General features: G+C 65.0%; 17 protein-coding genes. 13 read left to right on the forward strand and 4 right to left on the reverse strand.

The features are described from left to right. Positions 1 to 168: 168 nt before the first annotated feature. Together A3E77_RS04685 and A3E77_RS04690 are read left to right on the forward strand one after the other, a co-directional pair. Positions 169 to 951, forward strand: coding sequence for a helix-turn-helix domain-containing protein (locus tag A3E77_RS04685; RefSeq protein ID WP_293643677.1), 783 nt, complete (start codon positions 169 to 171; stop codon positions 949 to 951). Next, positions 951 to 1,196 carry a hypothetical protein gene (locus tag A3E77_RS04690; RefSeq protein ID WP_293643678.1) on the forward strand — a complete coding sequence of 82 codons (246 nt, stop codon included), beginning with the start codon at positions 951 to 953 and terminating at the stop codon, positions 1,194 to 1,196. Before A3E77_RS04685 ends, A3E77_RS04690 begins: the two co-directional genes overlap by 1 nt. Here the strand turns inward: A3E77_RS04690 and A3E77_RS04695 are convergent. Beyond that, positions 1,193 to 1,618, reverse strand: coding sequence for a hypothetical protein (locus A3E77_RS04695; RefSeq protein WP_293643679.1), 426 nt, complete (start codon positions 1,616 to 1,618; stop codon positions 1,193 to 1,195). The two genes, A3E77_RS04690 and A3E77_RS04695, sit on opposite strands and share 4 nt — an antisense overlap. On the opposite strand from A3E77_RS04695, the gene A3E77_RS04700 reads away from it, so the two are divergent. Continuing rightward, positions 1,617 to 2,774 carry a serine hydrolase domain-containing protein gene (locus A3E77_RS04700; protein ID WP_293643680.1) on the forward strand — a complete coding sequence of 386 codons (1,158 nt, stop codon included), beginning with the start codon at positions 1,617 to 1,619 and terminating at the stop codon, positions 2,772 to 2,774. The genes A3E77_RS04695 and A3E77_RS04700 overlap by 2 nt on opposite strands. A gap of 127 nt (positions 2,775 to 2,901) precedes the next feature. Here A3E77_RS04700 and A3E77_RS04705 read toward each other — a convergent pair whose 3' ends face one another. Both A3E77_RS04705 and pdxH read right to left on the reverse strand, forming a co-directional pair. Continuing rightward, positions 2,902 to 3,735: a PhzF family phenazine biosynthesis protein gene (locus A3E77_RS04705; RefSeq protein ID WP_293643681.1), complete on the reverse strand. Its 834-nt coding sequence runs from the start codon at positions 3,733 to 3,735 to the stop codon at positions 2,902 to 2,904. Then, positions 3,732 to 4,310, reverse strand: a complete 579-nt coding sequence (gene pdxH, locus A3E77_RS04710) for a pyridoxamine 5'-phosphate oxidase (RefSeq protein ID WP_293643682.1) — start codon at positions 4,308 to 4,310, stop codon at positions 3,732 to 3,734. Before pdxH ends, A3E77_RS04705 begins: the two co-directional genes overlap by 4 nt. A 133-nt stretch (positions 4,311 to 4,443) precedes the next feature. Between pdxH and A3E77_RS04715 the strand changes: the two genes are divergently transcribed. The 7 genes from A3E77_RS04715 (at position 4,444) to A3E77_RS04745 (ending at position 12,979) form a co-directional block, all read left to right on the forward strand. Then, positions 4,444 to 5,376 carry a DnaJ C-terminal domain-containing protein gene (locus A3E77_RS04715; protein ID WP_293643683.1) on the forward strand — a complete coding sequence of 311 codons (933 nt, stop codon included), beginning with the start codon at positions 4,444 to 4,446 and terminating at the stop codon, positions 5,374 to 5,376. Positions 5,377 to 5,379: 3 nt separating this feature from the next. Then, positions 5,380 to 6,456: a YihY/virulence factor BrkB family protein gene (locus A3E77_RS04720; RefSeq protein WP_293643684.1), complete on the forward strand. Its 1,077-nt coding sequence runs from the start codon at positions 5,380 to 5,382 to the stop codon at positions 6,454 to 6,456. Next, positions 6,453 to 7,280 carry an enoyl-ACP reductase FabI gene (gene fabI, locus A3E77_RS04725; RefSeq protein ID WP_293643685.1) on the forward strand — a complete coding sequence of 276 codons (828 nt, stop codon included), beginning with the start codon at positions 6,453 to 6,455 and terminating at the stop codon, positions 7,278 to 7,280. Before A3E77_RS04720 ends, fabI begins: the two co-directional genes overlap by 4 nt. Beyond that, entirely contained in the window at positions 7,277 to 8,353 is a 1,077-nt protein-coding gene (gene aroC, locus A3E77_RS04730; protein WP_293643686.1) for a chorismate synthase, read from the forward strand. The genes fabI and aroC overlap by 4 nt, the downstream gene beginning before the upstream one ends. A 1-nt stretch (position 8,354) precedes the next feature. Continuing rightward, the gene (locus tag A3E77_RS04735) at positions 8,355 to 10,139 is read left to right on the forward strand and encodes an SLC13 family permease (RefSeq protein WP_293643687.1); all 1,785 of its coding nucleotides are present in this window, start codon (positions 8,355 to 8,357) and stop codon (positions 10,137 to 10,139) included. 113 nt (positions 10,140 to 10,252) lie between these two features. Beyond that, entirely contained in the window at positions 10,253 to 11,605 is a 1,353-nt protein-coding gene (locus tag A3E77_RS04740; protein ID WP_293643688.1) for a dicarboxylate/amino acid:cation symporter, read from the forward strand. Positions 11,606 to 11,653: 48 nt separating this feature from the next. Then, positions 11,654 to 12,979 (forward strand): dicarboxylate/amino acid:cation symporter, encoded by a 1,326-nt coding sequence (locus tag A3E77_RS04745; protein ID WP_293643689.1) that lies wholly within the window; start codon positions 11,654 to 11,656, stop codon positions 12,977 to 12,979. An 11-nt stretch (positions 12,980 to 12,990) separates the two neighbouring features. Here A3E77_RS04745 and A3E77_RS04750 read toward each other — a convergent pair whose 3' ends face one another. Beyond that, positions 12,991 to 13,911 carry a hypothetical protein gene (locus A3E77_RS04750; RefSeq protein WP_293643690.1) on the reverse strand — a complete coding sequence of 307 codons (921 nt, stop codon included), beginning with the start codon at positions 13,909 to 13,911 and terminating at the stop codon, positions 12,991 to 12,993. Between the two features lie 173 nt (positions 13,912 to 14,084). Between A3E77_RS04750 and A3E77_RS04755 the strand changes: the two genes are divergently transcribed. The 3 genes from A3E77_RS04755 (at position 14,085) to A3E77_RS04765 (ending at position 17,931) form a co-directional block, all read left to right on the forward strand. Then, the gene (locus tag A3E77_RS04755; RefSeq protein WP_293643691.1) at positions 14,085 to 15,494 is read left to right on the forward strand and encodes a cytochrome P450; all 1,410 of its coding nucleotides are present in this window, start codon (positions 14,085 to 14,087) and stop codon (positions 15,492 to 15,494) included. A 272-nt stretch (positions 15,495 to 15,766) separates the two neighbouring features. Continuing rightward, a complete protein-coding gene (locus A3E77_RS04760) occupies positions 15,767 to 17,161 on the forward strand; it encodes a cation:proton antiporter (protein WP_293643692.1) in 1,395 nt (464 codons plus the stop codon). Positions 17,162 to 17,214: 53 nt separating this feature from the next. Further along, positions 17,215 to 17,931 (forward strand): extensin-like domain-containing protein, encoded by a 717-nt coding sequence (locus A3E77_RS04765; RefSeq protein ID WP_293643693.1) that lies wholly within the window; start codon positions 17,215 to 17,217, stop codon positions 17,929 to 17,931. Positions 17,932 to 17,937: the final 6 nt, after the last annotated feature.

Genomic DNA, 17,937 nt, shown 5'->3' on the forward strand with positions numbered 1-17,937 from the left:
GGGGGGGGGTCTGTATCGGCCTGTCCGGGGCACGCGAAATCATCTTGCCGACGCCTGTTTTTCTTCCGCCCGATAGTATCGGGCGAACTATTGGGTGGCGCGATTTAACCATAGGATTGGGGAATATAGCAGGCTTTCACATTTTCCCATTCTTGCCATACTCAAATAATGGAAGTGGGAGCCCTCAGGGTCGCCTCGATCGTTGATCGGATCGATGGCCCGTCGAATTGGACCATCGAACGCGATGTCCATGCGCTGATCCTGTATGAGGCGGGAAGCTATCATTGGCTGGAGACCTGGCAGGACGATCAACGGACATCGCTCGGCGATCCACTGCCCGGGGAAATGTGGCTGGTGCCGGCCGGCCGGCGATATCGCGGCACCGCAAAGGGCGGCGCGGTCCGCACGATCGAGGTCGAGATACCGGCCGCGATGCTCTCGATCGCACCCGACACACGGGCGCTGGCGGCGCACCACGACCTCGCGCTCGCGGCGCTGGTCCGGGCGCTGCTTGCGGGCGACGCCGCGGCGGCCGAACCGTTGCTCGCGATCCTGGACAAGACACTGGCGGCGATGACCGGTCGCCCCGACTCCCCGCTCATCGTCCAGCGCATCAACGACCTGATGGCCTTCATCCAGACGCAGCTCGAACTGCCGCTCACGGTGGAGGATATGGCGGCCGAGGTCGGCATGTCGGTGAACAGCTTGATCGTCCATTTTACCCGCGCGACCGGGCGCACACCCGCGCAATATGTGCTGCGCCAGCGGCTGCGTCGCGCCTGCTGGTTCCTGATGAACCGGCCGCTGACGATCGCGGAGATCGCTTTTGCCACGGGTTTTTCCAGCCATGCCCATCTTTGTGCGATCTTTCGCAGCAAGATCGGCATGTCACCGGGCGAATGGCGACGGCGCCATCGATCGGCAATCCTGCCGGCTGAGGAGGACAAATGATGTCGCATACGATGGTCATGCTTCTTGCGGGGCTCGTCCTGCTGGTCGGGCTGCGGCTGGCAATCAGCGATGGCGCGCGGGCGACGCGGATGTTCCTTTTGCTTTGGCTCGCGATCTCGATCGCCAATCTGCTCGTCGGCGTGCTCCATGCGGGTTATGGCTGGGCCGAAGAGGCCGCGATCTGGCTGCTCCTATTCGGTGCGCCCGCGGCGCTCGCCCTCATCGCGCGCCGCTTCTGGCGTTAGTTTTCGGGGCGCAGCAAGCATCCGCTGGCGCCCGCATAGCGCGCGCTGCGCGACGCGAGCAGGGGGACGCTGCCGGTGACGGTTTTCGTCGCCGGGTCCTCGCTCAGCGACACCATCTCCATGCCGGGCTCGAAGTCGCTCTGACAGCTTTCAAGACTGCGCCCCTGGACATAGCGGCACGAACAGCCGACGCGTGCGGCATAGGCAGACCCCAGCTCCGCCTGTGCCTTGAATGCCGGGAATTTCCAGATCGCGAACAGCGCGAACAGCACCCCCAGGCCGATCGCCCAAGGCAGGCATCCGCCCCAGCGACTCGTTTTTCGGCGCCCCCCGGCCGGGATCGGGGCGGGCGGCGGCGTGGGGTGCGGCGGCGTCTCGCCCGTTGTCGGCTCGGTCGGATTGATGTTATTCACCTGCGCCATGATCACGAAAAAACCGCTGCTGGCAAGTGCGGCCCTCGCGGCGCTGGGCCTTTGGTCGCTGAGCCAGGCGGCGGGGCATGGCAATATGGCGCCCGCCTCTCCCGCCCCGAAATTTGGAGCGTCGCTCGACGGCATCGCGCCGGTCGATATGCCGCAGCCGCTTCCCGCGATACCTGCGGCGATCCGCGCGCGCGCCGACGCGCTGTTCACCGACGCCGACGCGGTGGGGCAGACGCGCGCGCTGTATGTGCTGCGCGACGGTGAGCCGATCTATGAACGTTATGCCGCCGGTTTCGGCCCCGAATCAAAATTGATCAGCTGGTCGATGGCGAAAAGCATTACGGCGGTGCTGACCGGCTTCCTGGTCGCCGACGGGCAATTGTCGCTCGACAGCCCGGCCCCGGTCGCGGCGTGGCAGCGAAGCGGCGATCCGCGCGGTGCGATCACGCTGCGCAGCCTTCTTCACATGGCGTCGGGGCTGGAGCACGTCGAAACGGGCGATCCGGTTTGGCAGGGCGATACGGTCGATATGCTGTTCGGCGGCGGCGCGAGCGACATGGCGGGCTTTGCCGAGGCCAAGCCGGCGGCGGCGCAGCCGGGTGAAGTCTTCAACTATAGCTCGGCAACCAGCGTCATCCTCGCCGACATCATCGCCGACACGCTGACCCCGTCGAAAAACCCCGACGCGCGCCGCGATGCGATGCGCGACTTCATCGGCGGACGATTGATCGAACCGCTCGGCATGACCAGCCTGACCCCCGAATATGACGCCCATGGCACGATGATCGGCGGGTCGATCATGCACGCGACCGCGCGCGACTATGCCAGGTTCGGCGAATTCCTGCGCAACCATGGCGTGGTCAACGGCCAGCGACTGCTGCCCGAAACCTGGATGCGGTTCATGCTCACCCCGTCGAGCAATGATGCAGGCTATGGCGGGCATATCTGGCTGAATCGCAAACGCCCGGCGGGCGCCGCCCCGGCGCTGTGGCCCGACCGGGGCCCGAACGACCTGTTTGCCTGTATCGGTCATCAGGGCCAATATATCATCGTCTCGCCGTCGCAGCGGGTGACGATCGTGCGGCTGGGCGTCACCAAGGACGATCAGTTCCCCGAACTGCGCCGACACCTGGCGGATTTGACTGCGGCGCTCTGAGTGTGTCCGGTCGGGCGACTGCTAGCGACCGGTTTTGGACGTAAAGTTCCTCCCCATCGCAAGTCGATGGGGAGGATCTAATTGGCCGCTTCCCACCCCAAAACCGACATCAGCTTCCAACAGCGATTTACAAAAGGAAATCGCCGACCAGCGTGGTGACGCATGTGCCGGTGAGTTCGACCATCGCGCCGTCCAGACGGCACCCGACATGGCCGCCGCGCGCACTCGCCTGATAGGCTGCGAAAGCATCGCGTCCCAGTCGCGCTGCCCAATAGGGCGTCAGGACGCTGTGCGCCGATCCGGTCACCGGATCTTCGTCGATCCCCGCGCCGGGGGCAAAGGCACGGCTGACGACATCGGCGTCCGACGGGTCGCCGTTGCCGGGTGCAGTCGCGATATAGAGGATGTCACCGCCTTTTTTGAGCGCGCGGAGGTCGGGCTCGAGCGCGCGGACGGCCGCCGCGTCGGCATAGACGATTAGCGCATAACCGCCTTCGTGCCACAGCGTCTCGACGACATCGCCGCCCATCGCGCGCACGATGTCGGGCATCGGTTTCGCCGCGGGCGGATAGGCGGGCAGCGCCATCCTATAGCCTTCGGCATCGCCGCCATTGGCTTCGGCGCGGGCGACGCGCAGTATGCCCGCCTTGCGCGTGCGAAACCGCATGTCGCTCCGCCACGGCGCCGCCGACAGCAGGACATGCCCGCTCGCCAGCGTCGCATGGCCGCAAAGGGCGACTTCGACGCCCGGCGTGAACCAGCGCAGCTCATAGTCCGCTTCGCCGCTTTCGTCGGGAATCAGGAAGGCTGTTTCGGCGAGATTATTCTCCGCCGCGATCGCCTGCATCACCGGATCGGGAAGCCATTCCTCCAGCGGCATCACTGCCGCAGGGTTGCCGGTGAACGGCCGGTCGGCAAAGGCGTCGACCTGGCAGATCGGAAGCCGCCGTGCCGCGCTCATGGATAGAGCAGCCCACTCGACCAGCCGCCGCCGGTGCAGGTGAAACGCGTGCGTTCGTGCAGCCGGTGGGCGCGGTCCTGCCAGAATTCGATCGCTTCCGGGATGACGCGCCAGCCGGACCAGCGCGGCGGGCGGGGCACGTCCTGACCTGCGAACCGCGCCTGCATTTCCTCGAACCGCCGCTCAAAGGTTTCGCGGCGGTCGAGCGGGCGCGACTGGTCGCTGGCCCAGGCGCCGAGCTGGCTGTCGCGGCTGCGCGTCGCGAAATAGGCGTCGGCGGTGGCGTCATCGACCGGCGACACTATGCCCTCGATGCGGATCTGGCGCCGCAAGGATTTCCAGTGAAACAGCAAAGCGACATGCGGGTTCGCCGCCAGCTCGCCGCCTTTGCGGCTGTCGAGGTTGGTGTAGAAGACAAAACCGTCGGGGCCGTGGCCTTTCAGCAGCACCATGCGCAGCGACGGGTGCCCGTCGGGTGTCGTCGTGGCGAGCGCCATCGCGTTGGAGTCGTTGGGTTCGCTCGTCCGCGCTTCGGCGAACCAGCTGTCGAACAGGGCAATGGGATCGTCCGTCATGCCCGCGGTCATAATGCGCGCCGCGGCGATGGTCGAGCGGCATGTGCGGAACTTGACCGTGGTGCGGGCTATTCCCACATCGGCGCGCAATCGGGCCTTCACGGCCAGTCACTTATCGGGCTACAGGAGCAATATGGCCGATCCCTATTCCACCCTGGGCGTTGCAAAGACTGCGAGCGAAGCGGACATCAAGTCCGCCTATCGCAAGCTCGCCAAGGAGCTGCACCCCGACAAGAACAAGGACAACCCGAAGGCGTCGGAGAAATTCTCCGACGTGACCAAGGCGTATGACATCCTGTCGGACAAGACGAAGCGTGCACAATATGATCGCGGTGAGATCGATGGCGAGGGCAATCCCGCGATGCCCTTTGGCTATGGCGGCGGCGGCTTTCGCGGCGACCAGCGGAGCGGTCCTGGCGGTTTCAGCGGCTTCGGAAACGAAAGCGCCGATTTCGGCGATATTTTCGAGGGCCTGTTCGGCGGTCGCGGCGGCGGAGGCGGTGGCGGCCCGTTCGGCGGCTTCGGCGGGCGCAGCGCGCCGCCGCCCAAGGGCGCCAATGTCGCCTATCGCCTGGCGGTGTCCTTCATCGACGCGGCGACGCAGGCCCCGCAGCGGATCACGCTGGCCGACGGCGGCACGATCGACCTGAAACTCCCCGCCGGCGTCGAAACGGGCACGCAGATGCGCCTTGGCGGCAAGGGGCAGCCGGGACCGGGCGGCAACGGCGATGGCATCGTGACGATCACGGTCAAGGATCATCCCTTTTTCGAGCGCGACGGCGCAAACATCCGGCTCGACCTGCCGGTGACGCTGAACGAGGCGGTCAGGGGCGCAAAGGTCAAGGTGCCGACGGTCGACGGGCCGGTGATGCTGTCGATCCCCGCAGGATCGTCGTCGGGCAAGGTGATGCGGCTGAAGGGCAAGGGGTTCAGCCAGAAAAGCGGCGGCCGCGGCGACCAGCTCGTGCGGCTGATGGTCGATCTGCCCCCTGATGACGAGGCGCTGGTGGCGTTGCTCAGCGATTGGACCGACAAGCGCGCCGTGCGGGCGGAGCTGGGCGTGTGATGCGTGGCTGACGCCAGCGAGAAAAAGATCGTCGCCGCGCTCGAACGCGAGGTCGCCGACGAGGTCGGCAAGGAATTTCTGGCCGAAGGCCATTCGCCGCACTCGCCCGAGGCGCGCGCCGAGCGAGCCAAGCGGGTCAAGCTCCGCGCGCGGGCACAGGGGGTCATCGACCGCGGCCGCGAACAGCTCAGGCCGGGCACGCGCGCATATCATATCGTGCGCCGCGTCATCGTCGGCACTTATACCGATGGCTTCATCCACGCGGGCAATCTCGCCTATCTCGCGCTGATCGCGCTTTTCCCCTTTTTCATCCTGCTGGCCGCGGCCTTGTCGATCTTTGGTGGCAGCGTCGGCGGCGAACGCGCGGTCGAGGCCGTCTTTTCGACGATGCCGCCGACGGTTGCCAAAGCGTTGGCAGGCCCGATCCGGGAGGTTATGTCGGCGCGTACCGGGATTTTCCTGTGGCTTGGCGCGCTCGTTGCGCTGTGGACCGTCGGCAGCCTGATCGAAACGGTGCGCGATATCTTGCGCCGCGCCTATGGTACGCATTTCAGCAAGGGGTTCTTCCACTATCGCTTGCTGTCGATCGGCATCATCACCGGCGCGGTGGTCCTGATGCTGCTGTCGTTCAGTATGCAGGTGCTGATCGTCGGCATCGAACAATTTGTGACGCGCGTCCTTCCCGAACAATATCAGGCGTGGGGCGTCGTCCTGATCTCGCGCGGCGTGTCGGGTGCCGGGCTGTTCCTCGCCATCTACATGCTGTTTTACAGCCTGACCCCGTCGAAATACCGGCGGCGGGAATTTCCGAAATGGCCCGGCGCGTTGTTCACCACCCTGTGGTGGATCGGGGTGACGCTCGCTTTGCCGCCCTTGCTCGCCAGCCTGCTCAGCTATGACGCAACCTATGGCAGCCTGGCGGGTGTGATGGTCGCGCTGTTCTTTTTCTATCTCGTCGGATTGGGTATGGTGATGGGCGCCGAACTCAACGCCGCGCTCGTCGAGGTTGAGGATTTGGGCCACGACGCTATTGGGCGCGTCGACGATGTGATTATTGAAAAGGCCGGAGACAAAAAATGACGGGTCTGATGACGGGCAAGCGCGGGTTGATTATGGGCCTGGCGAACGACAAGTCGCTGGCATGGGGCATCGCCAAGGCGCTGCATGCGCACGGCGCCGAGCTGGCGATTTCCTATCAGGGCGACGTGATGCTGAAGCGCGTGAAGCCGCTCGCCGACGAACTCGGCTGCGATCTGCTGATCGACTGCGACGTCGCCGACATGGACAATCTGGATACGGCGTTCGCCACGCTGGCCGCACGCTGGCCGACGATCGATTTCGTCGTCCATGCGATCGGCTATACGAACAAGGAGGCGCTGCGCGGCCATTATGCCGATGTGACGCTCGACGACTTCCTGATGACGATGAACATCAGCGTCTACAGCTTCACCGCGGTCGCCAAGCGCGCCGCGGCGATGATGACGCCGTTCGACCCCGAAACCGGCAAGGGCGGCGGCTCGATGCTGACCTTGAGCTATTATGGGGCCGAAAAGGTGATCCCGCATTACAACGTCATGGGCGTTGCGAAATCGGCGCTGGAAACCAGCGTCAAATATCTCGCCAATGATTATGGCCCGCAGGGCGTCCGCGTGAACGCGATCTCGGCCGGACCGATCAAGACGCTGGCGGCTTCAGGCATCGGCGATTTCCGCCTGATCCTGAAATGGAACGAGCATAATGCGCCGCTGCGCCGCAACGTCACCATTGATGACGTCGGCGGCTCGGCGCTCTATCTGCTCAGCGATCTCGCTTCGGGCGTCACGGGCGAAACGCATCATGTCGATGCCGGATACCACACCGTCGGGATGAAACAGGAAGACGCCCCGGACATCGCGCTGGTATGAGTTTCAACAGCTTCGGACGCGTTCTTCGCTTCACGACCTGGGGGGAAAGTCACGGTCCCGCGCTTGGCGCCGTCGTCGATGGCTGCCCGCCGCGGCTGTCGTTGTCCGATGCCGACATCCAGCCTTTCCTCGACAAGCGCCGTCCGGGCCAGTCGCGTCATACGACGCAGCGGCAGGAACCCGATCAGGTGCGTATCCTGTCGGGTGTGTTCGAGGGCAAGACGACGGGCACACCGATCAGCCTGATGATCGAGAATGTCGACCAGCGATCGAAGGATTATGGCGAGATTGCGCAGGCCTATCGTCCCGGCCACGCCGATTATGCCTATGACGCAAAATATGGCATCCGCGACTATCGCGGCGGCGGCCGGTCGAGCGCGCGCGAGACCGCGGCACGCGTCGCCGCGGGCGGCGTTGCGCGGCTGGTGATCCCCGAGGTGCAGATCCACGCCTGGGTTGCCGAAATCGGCGGCGACGCGATCGACCCCGCGAATTTCGATCTCGAAGAAATCGACCGCAATCCCTTTTTCTGTCCCGACCCCGCCGCCGCACAACGCTGGGAAGGCTTGATGGACGCCGCGCGCAAGGCGGGCAGTTCGCTGGGCGCGGTGATCGAATGCGCGGCGAGCGGGGTTCCGGCCGGCTGGGGGGCGCCGATCTATGCCAAGCTCGACGCCGACCTGGCCGCCGCGATGATGGGCATCAACGCGGTGAAGGGCGTCGAGATCGGCGCCGGCTTTCACGCTGCGCGGCTACGCGGCGAGGAAAATGCCGACCCGATGCGCCCCGCGACCGACGGTAGCAACCGTCCCGATTTCCTGTCGAACAACGCCGGGGGCATCGCGGGCGGCATCTCGACCGGGCAGCCGGTGGTCGTGCGCGTCGCGTTCAAGCCGACCAGTTCGATCCTGACCCCTGTGCCGACGGTGAACAAGGCGGGCGAGGCGACCGATATCGTGACCAAGGGCCGCCACGATCCGTGTGTCGGCATTCGCGGCGCGCCGGTGGTCGAGGCGATGATGGCGCTTGTCCTCGCCGACCATAAACTGCTCCACCGCGCGCAGAACGGCTGACATGATCGACGCGCTGAGGGCATTTATCGAGGCGCACCAAGCCGTCATATCGCTGGTCATCCTGGCGGGCATCTTCGTCGGTTTCATGATGGAACGCCTGCCCGCGACGGTGATCGCGGTGGTGGGTGCGTGCGTCTATCTCGCGCTCGGCATCCTCGACGTCGACGGCATGTATTCGGTGTTTTCCAACTCGGCGCCGATCGTCATCGGCGCGATGTTCGTGCTGTCGGGCGCGCTGATCCGCACCGGAGTCATCCAGCGCGTCGCCGACGCGATCATGGTGCGTGCGGAAAAGCACCCGCGGCTTGCGATTGTCGAGGTGCTCGTCGGTGCGCTCGTCGCCTCGGCTTTCCTCAACAACACGCCGGTCGTCGTCGTGCTGATCCCGATCGTGATGAAACTGGCCGAGGTGACGGGGGTCAGCGCGAAAAAGCTGCTCATGCCGCTTTCGATCGTCGCGGTGCTCGGCGGCACGCTGACCCTGATCGGGACATCGACGAACCTTGTCGTCGACGGCATCGTGCGCGAAGCGGGGATGGAACGCTTCGGCATTTTCGAGATCACGCCGATCGGCCTTGTCACCGCGGCGTCGGGGATGATCGGCCTTGCGCTGATGTGGTGGCTGTTGCCGTCCGACAAGCCCGTGCAGGGGCCCGCGGGCACGCATGACGCGCATCAATATCTGACCGAACTGGCGCTGGCCGAAGACGACGATCTGGTCGGCATGACGGTAGAGGCTTTCCGTGACTTGCCGCGGTCGGGGCGCGTCGTCGGGGTGCGCCGCGGGTCGGTGGCGGTGCACGGTGCCGACCTGGAACATTGGACGCTCGCGGCGGGTGACCGGCTGATCCTGCGGGTCGATGGCGCCACCTTGATGACCTGGCGCGAGCAGGGCCGGTTTCGCCTGGGGATCGGCGGCGGCGAGCCGGGCGAGGGCGACATGGTCGTCGAAACGATGATCGCGTCGAATCATCCGGCGATCGGTCAGCGGCTGGTCGATATCCCCTTCCTGCAAAAGGTCCGTGCGCGCATCATCGGCCTTGATCGTCCCGCGCACGAACCGGGCCCCGACCTTGCCAGCGTCCGTATCCGGCCCGCCGACCGGCTGCTCGTCGCCGGCGGCCAGCGCGAGGTCGAGGCGCTGCGCGACAACCCGCACCTGATCGGCGCCGACCTTGCCAAGGTGCGCGCGTTCCGGCGCGGCAAGGCGTGGATCGCGATCCTGTGCATGGTCGGCGTCGTCGCGCTGGCCGCGCTCGACGTGATGTCGATCGGCGTTGCCGCGATCATCGCGATCGGCATCATCCTCGTCACGCGCTGTATCGACAGCGAAGAGGCGTGGGGCACGATCGACGGCGACGTGCTGATCCTGATCTTTGCGATGCTCGCCGTGGGCCTCGCGCTCGAACAGAGCGGCGCGGTCGCGATGATGGTCGGCTGGGTCAAACCTTTGCTGGCGGCGCAGCCGATGTGGGTCCTTGTCTTCGGTATCTATTTCTTCGCGCTGATCCTGTCCGAACTGCTCAGCAACAATGCGGTTGCGGCGCTGATGACGCCGGTGACGCTTGCCATCGCCGCCGAACTGGGGGTCGATCCGCGGCCGCTGGTGATCGCGCTGATGATCGGCGCATCGGCCTGTTTTGCGACCCCGATCGGTTATCAGACCAATACGATCGTTTACGCGGCGGGCGATTATCGTTTCGTCGATTTCGTCAAGATCGGCGTCCCGCTCAACATCATCACCGGCGTTTCGACCTGTCTGGCGATCGTCTTTTTCATAACCTGACGGCATGGATACCGCACCGCCAGCCCCTTGACGCTGCGGCTTGCTGCGGCTCAAAGGGATGGTGAATCTGGCCGGTCACGGCGCGCCAACAATGAATTTCGGGGGACGGCCGCATGGACCGCAAGCTTACATGGTATATTCTCGCGGGCATGGTGCTCGGCGTTGTCGTCGGTTACGCGGTGCATATCGGGATTCCCGCGAGCGATCCGTGGTTCGATTATCTCGGCAAGACGTTCAAGCTGCTCTCTGACATCTTCCTCAACCTGATCAAGCTGCTCGTCGCGCCGCTGGTGCTGTCGACGATCGTCGTCGGCATCGCGCATATGGGCGACAGCGGCGCGCTGGGGCGTATCGGGGTCCGCGCGCTCGCCTGGTTCATCACCGCCAGCTTCGTTTCGATCGCGCTCGGGCTGCTGATGGTCAACCTGCTCCAGCCGGGTGTCGGTGCGCCGATCCCCGACGCGGCCGAGGCCGTGCGGATGGTCGGCGAGGTCAAGAAGCAGGATTTCTGGGACTTTACCCTGTCGATCTTCCCGAAGAACGCGCTCGAGGCGCTGGCGACGAACAATATCCTGCAAATCCTGGTCTTCGCTATCTTTGCAGGCGTGGCGCTGTCGGCGATCGGCGACAGGGGTGCGCCTTTGGTCCGCGGGGCCGAGGCGCTGGCCGAAATGATGCTCCAGATCACGGGCTATGTGATGCGCTTCGCGCCCTTCGCGGTGTTCGGCGCGATTGCCAAGGTCGTTGCGGCGAGCGGGCTTGGCATCCTCGCGACCTATTTTGAATTGCTGATCGAATTCTACCTCTCGCTCGTGCTGTTGTGGATCATCCTGTTGACGATGGGCTGGATTTTCCTGCGCCAGCGCATTTGGCAGCTCATCCGCTACATCCGCGAACCGCTGCTGCTCGCCTTTTCGACCGCCTCGTCGGAAGCCGCGCTGCCCAAGATGTTTGAACAACTCGATCGCTTTGGCGTGCCGCGGCGCATTTCGGGCTTCATGCTGCCGCTCGGATACAGCTTCAACCTCGACGGTTCGATGATGTATATGAGCTTTGCGACGATCTTTATCGCGCAGGCCTATGGCATCGACCTGTCGATCGGAACGCAGGTCCTGATCCTGCTGACGCTGATGATCAGTTCCAAGGGGATTGCGGCGGTGCCGCGCGCCAGCCTGGTGGTCATCACCGGCACGCTCGCGCAGTTCGGCCTGCCGGTGGAGGGGGTTGCGATCATCCTCGCGATCGACCAGTTCCTCGACATGGGCCGCACCGCGACAAACGTCGTCGGCAATGCGGTGGCGACCAGCGTGATCACCAAGTGGGAAGGCATGCTCGAAGTGCCCGAACCCGCCGACCTCGAACGGCCGCACGCGCCCGCTCATACGCCGCATCATGGAACCCGCGGGCTCGATCTTCGTGATACAGAGGACGCAGGGGAAAATAAGCCGGCGGCCGATCACGCCTGACGCGCGCTTCGGGCCGCTTCCATCGGGGGGCGAGCAAGGAGCTGACCCATGGCCGAAACAGCGGCGACCGACCGAGCGGAGCGCGATGACGCCCGCGCCCGGCGGCTGCGCTGGCGAATGCTCGTCGGCTTTCTGGCCGGGCTCTTCATCGGGCTCGCCGTCCATTATGGCGCGCCCGGCGCGGCGTGGGTCGACACGGTCACAACCTATGTAACCGGGCCGCTGGGCCAGATATTCCTGCGCCTGCTGTTCATGCTCGTCATTCCGCTGCTCGTGTCGGCGCTGATCGTCGGGGTCACCGAAATGGGCGAAATCAGCGCGCTGAAATCGGTCGGCATCCGCACGCTGGTCTATACGATCGCCGTATCGACGATCTCGGTCATCATCAGCCTGGCGGTGGTCAACGCGCTCCAGCCTGGCGCCGGGGTCGATCCCGCGCTCGCGCGGTCGCTGATGGCGGAGGGCGCTGCGGGCGCGCAGGCTATCGCCGACCGGGCGGGCGAGGCCAAGACGGGCATGGACGCGGTCGTCGCGATCGTTCCCGACAATATTTTCGCCGCCATGGGCGCGAACGATGTCCTCGCGGTGATGTTTTTCGCGCTCTTTTTCGGCATCGGGCTGATGCTGGTGCGGACGCCGCAGACCGACGCGCTGAAAACCGTGGTCGAGGGGGTGTTCGAGGTGGTGATGAAGCTGATCGGCCTCGTTATCCAGCTCGCGCCGATTGCCGTCTTCTGTTTCATGTTCAACCTTGCCGCGCAGTTCGGCTGGGACCTGATCATCCGCCTGTCGGCCTTTGTCGGCGTCGTGCTGCTCGCGCTGGCGCTTCAGATGTTCGTCGTCTTCCCGATCCTGTTGAAGACGCTGGCCGGCAAATCTCCCATCGCCTTTTTCCGGGAGACGCAGGAAGCGTCGGTGATGGCGTTCGCGACCGCATCGTCGAACGCGACGCTGCCCACCGCATTGCGGGTGGCGCACGACCAGCTGCGCCTGCCCGACAAGGTCGCGCGCTTCGTGCTGACGATCGGCGCGACCGCGAACCAGAATGGCACCGCCATGTTCGAGGGGGTGACGGTGATCTTCCTCGCGCAATTTTTCGGCATCGACCTGACGCTGCAACAACAGGTCGTCGTGATGCTGGTTTGCATCCTTGGCGGCATCGGCACCGCTGGTGTTCCGGCGGGATCGCTGCCCGTGATCGCGCTGATCCTTGCCTCGGTCGGGGTGCCGCCCGAAGGCATCGGGCTGATCCTTGGCGTCGACCGCTTTCTCGACATGTGCCGCACGACGCTGAACGTCGTCGGCGACCTGGTGGCCGCGACGGTGGTGTCGGCTGCAACCGGCAAAGATCGGCCGGCGACGGCGCAGCCCTAAGCCGGCTTTCCCTAGTCCGGGCGGACTTTATTGCCCCGGTCGCTGCGCGCGCGCCCTGCCGATGGCGTGGGGCGGGGCTGGGGGGCGCTGCGGACCGCGGGGGCGGGCTGTGACGCCGCGGGGCGATAGGCGGGGGCCGACCTTTCGGCGCGAGGCGCGCGGTCGGGCACGGCGGCGGGGCGCTGGCGCGGCGGACGGGCGCCGCCGCGGTTGCCGCGCGGGGTCGAATACATCGTGCCGGGTTCGGTCGCGGGCAGGTTACGGATCGGGCGCGGGCGCACCGCGCCGCCGTTTGCCGTGCCGGGCGTTGTGCCGGGGCGCGGGCGCCCAGCGCCCCAGCCCGGACGGCCAGGGCGATCGGGGTTGCCCGCCGTCGGCGGCGCGCCGCTGATGCCGTCGCCGGGGCCACGGCCCGGACGCGTGCCGCGCGGGCCGTCATCGTCGCGGTCGCCGCGATTCCAGCCACCGGGTCGGCCGGGCCGGCCGTCACCGGGGCGACCGTCGCCGTCGCCGCGGTGCCACCCGCCGGGGCGTCCCGGCTTCCAGTCTTTGCGGCCGCCATGATGTTTCCACCATGCACGGCGTCCGCCCCAATAGTTCAGATAATGGTCGCGCAGCGGATAGCGGTTGCGGTAATTGTCGAACATCCACATGCCATAGCCGGGATAATAGTAGCTGTCGTACCAGCCGCCACCGAAGCCGATCTGGGCAAAGCCGCCGCCATAATCCGACGCGTCGTAACAATCATAGCCATAGCCATCGTCATAGGCATAGCCGTCATAGTCATAATAGGCGTCGCCATAGCGGGCGGCGCAATCGCCCCCCGACGCATAACCCGCGCCATAGACATCGCCATAATAGCAGCCGCCGAGCACCGTGGTCGCGAGCGCGCCGAGCGCGATGGAAAGGGGGCGTCTCAAACTCTTCGCCATGACTTTATCCTTTTGGGTCCAACGGATGCGACCCGTCACCTTGGCTGCCGAATTGCCCGAGTCGAGTTGAATTTGCGGTGAATGGTGAAATTGCCGCGCAGATGCCTTACTTGCATCGATGTCAGTAGTTCGTTACCCATGCGTCAACGACAGATGGACGAGGATTCGACCCGATGAATGCGCCGACGAATATCCAGCCCGCCAACAGCCAATGGTCCGAAAAACGCTTCGGTCCCGACACGCAGCACTGGCTGCCGCGCAACAGCGACAGCGCGATCGACCATATCCCTGGCGAGGACGGGATGCCGGTGCTCGGCAATACGCTGGAACAGCTTCGCGACTATCCGGGCTTTGCGAACCGCATGGTCGCCAAATATGGCCGCGTGTATCGCAACAACAGCTTTGGCGGGCGCAGCGTCGCGCTGCACGGACCCGAAGCGAACGAGCTGGTCATGTTCGACCGCGAAAAGATCTTCTCGTCCGAACAGGGATGGGGGCCGGTGCTCAACCTGCTGTTCCCGCGCGGGCTGATGCTGATGGATTTTGAAAAGCATCGTGCCGACCGCAAGCTGCTGTCGGTCGCGTTCAAGCCCGAACCGATGCGCCACTATGCCGATTCGCTGAACGAGGGGATACGCGACCGCGTCGCCCAGTGGAGCGGCAAGACCTTCAAATTCTATCCCGCGATCAAGGAACTGACGCTCGACCTTGCCGCGACCAGCTTCCTGGGCATTCCGTGGGGGCCCGAGGCGGACAAGGTGAACAAGGCCTTTGTCGATATGGTGCAGGCGTCGATCGGCGTCGTGCGCGTGCCCTTGCCCTTCACCGCGATGGGCCGCGGCGCCAAGGGGCGCGCTTATCTGGTCGAATATTTCGGCAAGATGGTGCCCGAACGGCGCGAAGGCACGGGCGAGGACATGTTCAGCCAGATCTGCCGCACGCGGGACGACGACGGCGAATATATGAGCGTCGAGGCGATCGTCGACCATATGAACTTCCTGATGATGGCGGCGCATGACACGATCACCAGCTCGATCACGACGCTGGTGTGGGAACTCGCGCGCCATCCCGAATGGCAGGACAGGCTGCGCGAAGAAATGCTGGCCGTCGCGCCGGCGGGCGAGGGGGTCGGCCACAACAGCCTGGGCCAGCTTGAAATGACCGAATGGGCGTTCAAGGAAGCGTTGCGGCTGGTGCCCCCGGTGCCCAGCTTTCCGCGCCGCGCGCTCAAGGATTTTGAATATGGCGGCTATCGTATCCCGGCCGGAACCTCGGTCGGGGTCAGCCCCGCCTATACGCATATGATGGAAGAACATTGGCCCGAACCGCACAAGTTCGACCCGATGCGCTTTTCGCCCGAGGTCGCGCGCGAGCGGCATAAATATGCGTGGGTTCCCTTTGGCGGCGGCGCGCACATGTGCCTGGGGCTGCACTTCGCCTATATGCAGGCGAAGATCTTTTTCCACCATGTGATCACCACCCACCGCATCACTGTCGCCGACGGCTATGCGCCCGAATGGCAGGTGCTGCCGATCCCGCGGCCGAAGGACGGGCTGACGGTGAGCTTCGTCCCGCTCGGCTGACCCGCGATCCTGTTCCGGGGTGGCGGCCAGACGAAGCCCGCGGCCAGAGAATGCGTCTATGATAGCGTTCCCATCGCGCTATATTGCGCCGCGACCGCTTTTGCGGTGAGGCGGACGGCGGATGGGGTGCGGCATCGCCTCGCCCGACAAAACCAATTGCAGACATTTGTTGCATTATTGGTCCGATAATGTCTCATTGATGCGGCGTTGCCAATGGATGCAAGGGTATTGCGCCGCACCGGCGGATGGGGAGGGCCGAATTGGTATCACATATGTTCGATGAGCTGATGCGCGCGATTGGCGATATCATCGGTGCGCACGGACCGGCGGTGAATGCGGCGCAAAGCTTTGCACCCAGCGATTACAGCATCCATTTCTTCCTGCAAATCGCGGTGATCCTGTTCGTCTGCCGCGTGGTCGGGTGGATGGCGAAACGATTCATGGGCCAGCCGCAAGTGGTCGGCGAGATGATTGCCGGTGTGGTCCTTGGGCCCTCGCTGTTCGGGCTTTTCTTCCCGGAAATCCAGGCCGCGCTGTTCCCGCAGGAAACGCGCAACATGCTTTATGTGGGCGCGCAGTTCGGCGTCGGCCTCTACATGTTCCTCGTCGGAACGACGCTTCGGCTCGACCATTTCCGGTCGAAGGCGAAAAGTGCGGTCGGCGTGTCGGCGGCGGGGATCGTCGCGCCCTTCCTGCTGGCGGCTGCGATCACCCCCATGCTGCTCGGCATCCCCGGGCTGTTCGCCGAGGGCCTGGGCCAGGGCGGCGCCACGCTGTTCATGGGCGCCTGTATCGCGCTCACCGCCTTTCCGATGCTGGCGCGGATTATCAACGAGCGCGGTCTTGCAAACACCTCGCTCGGCACGTTGGCCCTGACCGCAGGCGCGTTCGACGATGCCGTGTCGTGGTGTGTCCTTGCGATCGTGCTCGCAACGTTCGGTGCCGGGCCGGGGGTCGCTTTGCTCGCGATTGTCGGCGGACTCGGCTTTGCGCTGTTCATGCTGCTCGTCGGTCGCAAGCTGCTCGTCGTGCTCGGCCGCGCGGTCGAGGCGAAGGGCGAGTTGACGCACGCGCTGCTGGCTGTGGTGCTGATGCTATATGCCCTGTCCGCCTTTTTCATGGATGCGGTCGGCATCCACGCGGTGTTCGGCGGCTTCCTGCTGGGGGTCTGCATGCCGCGCGGCCTGCTTACCGACGAAATCAAGAAAAAGGTCGAGCCGCTGACCGTCGTCTTCCTGCTGCCGATGTTCTTCACCTATTCGGGGTTGAATACCCAGCTGACGACGGTCAACAGCCTGTCGATCCTGGCGGTTGCGGCGGGCATATTGCTCGTCTCGATCGCTGCCAAGTTCGGGGCCTGCTGGCTCGCCGCGCGGCTGGCCGGCGAGGATAATCGCACTGCGATGGGGATCGGGGCGCTGATGAACGCGCGCGGGCTGATGGAATTGATCATCATCAACATCGGCCTGCAAAAAGGCATCATCGGGCCGACGCTGTTTGCCATCATGGTGCTGATGGCGATCGTGACGACGGTGATGGCCGGGCCGCTGTTTGAACTGGTCTATGGCCGAAAGGCACGCGCGGACGGACGGTTGGGGGCGCTCGAAGGCGAAGCGACCGAAGCCGAAGGGCGCCGCGACCGCGACGCGGCCCAGCCGGCCTCATGATGCGTGCCAAGCAGCGGCTTGTGCGAAGGGGCGCGGCAGGTCAGTAAGGCGGCGTGAAAAATTTCCGCCCCTATCTGTTCTGGTTCGGCGCCGCGCTGCTGGTCACCATCGGCGCGATCCTGGGTATGCAATGGGTGCGCGACCATCCCGAGCATATCCCGACCATGCGGTTCGAGCTGGCGCATCCGCAGGGCTGGGCCACGCATCGCAAGCTGGTTGCGCTCGCCAGCGACGACGCGGCCTGTTTTGCCGCCTTCGACCGGGCAGAGGCAGGCTATCTGCAGCGGCCGGCGATCGGCAGCGGCGCGTGCCGCGCAAGCCAGCGCATGATCCTGACCGGCGACAGCTTTGTGCCGACGATGCGGCCCGCGGGCGCCGCGCCAAGCTGTGCGGTCACCGCCGCGATGGCGCTGTGGAATCGCGACGTCGTCCAGCCGCTTGCGCAAAAGCATTTCGGCCAAAGGGTCGTCGAACTCGAAAATCTTGGCAGCTATAATTGCCGCAAGATCGCGGGGGAGCAGACGCAAAGCCAGCATTCGACCGCCAATGCGATCGACATCTCGGCCTTCATCCTTGCCGACGGCACGCGCATCTCGCTGATCAACGACTGGGCGCCGGGTGACAAGCGCAGCGAGTTCCTTCACGACGTTCGCGACGAAACATGCGGCCTGTTCAGCACGACCCTGTCGCCCGACTATAATCGCGCGCACGCCGATCATTTCCATCTCGATATGGCGGCGCGAACCGCGGGATGGACCGTCTGCCGCTAGGGTGCT

This window comes from Sphingopyxis sp. RIFCSPHIGHO2_12_FULL_65_19, assembly GCF_001830555.1.
GTDB lineage: Bacteria > Pseudomonadota > Alphaproteobacteria > Sphingomonadales > Sphingomonadaceae > Sphingopyxis.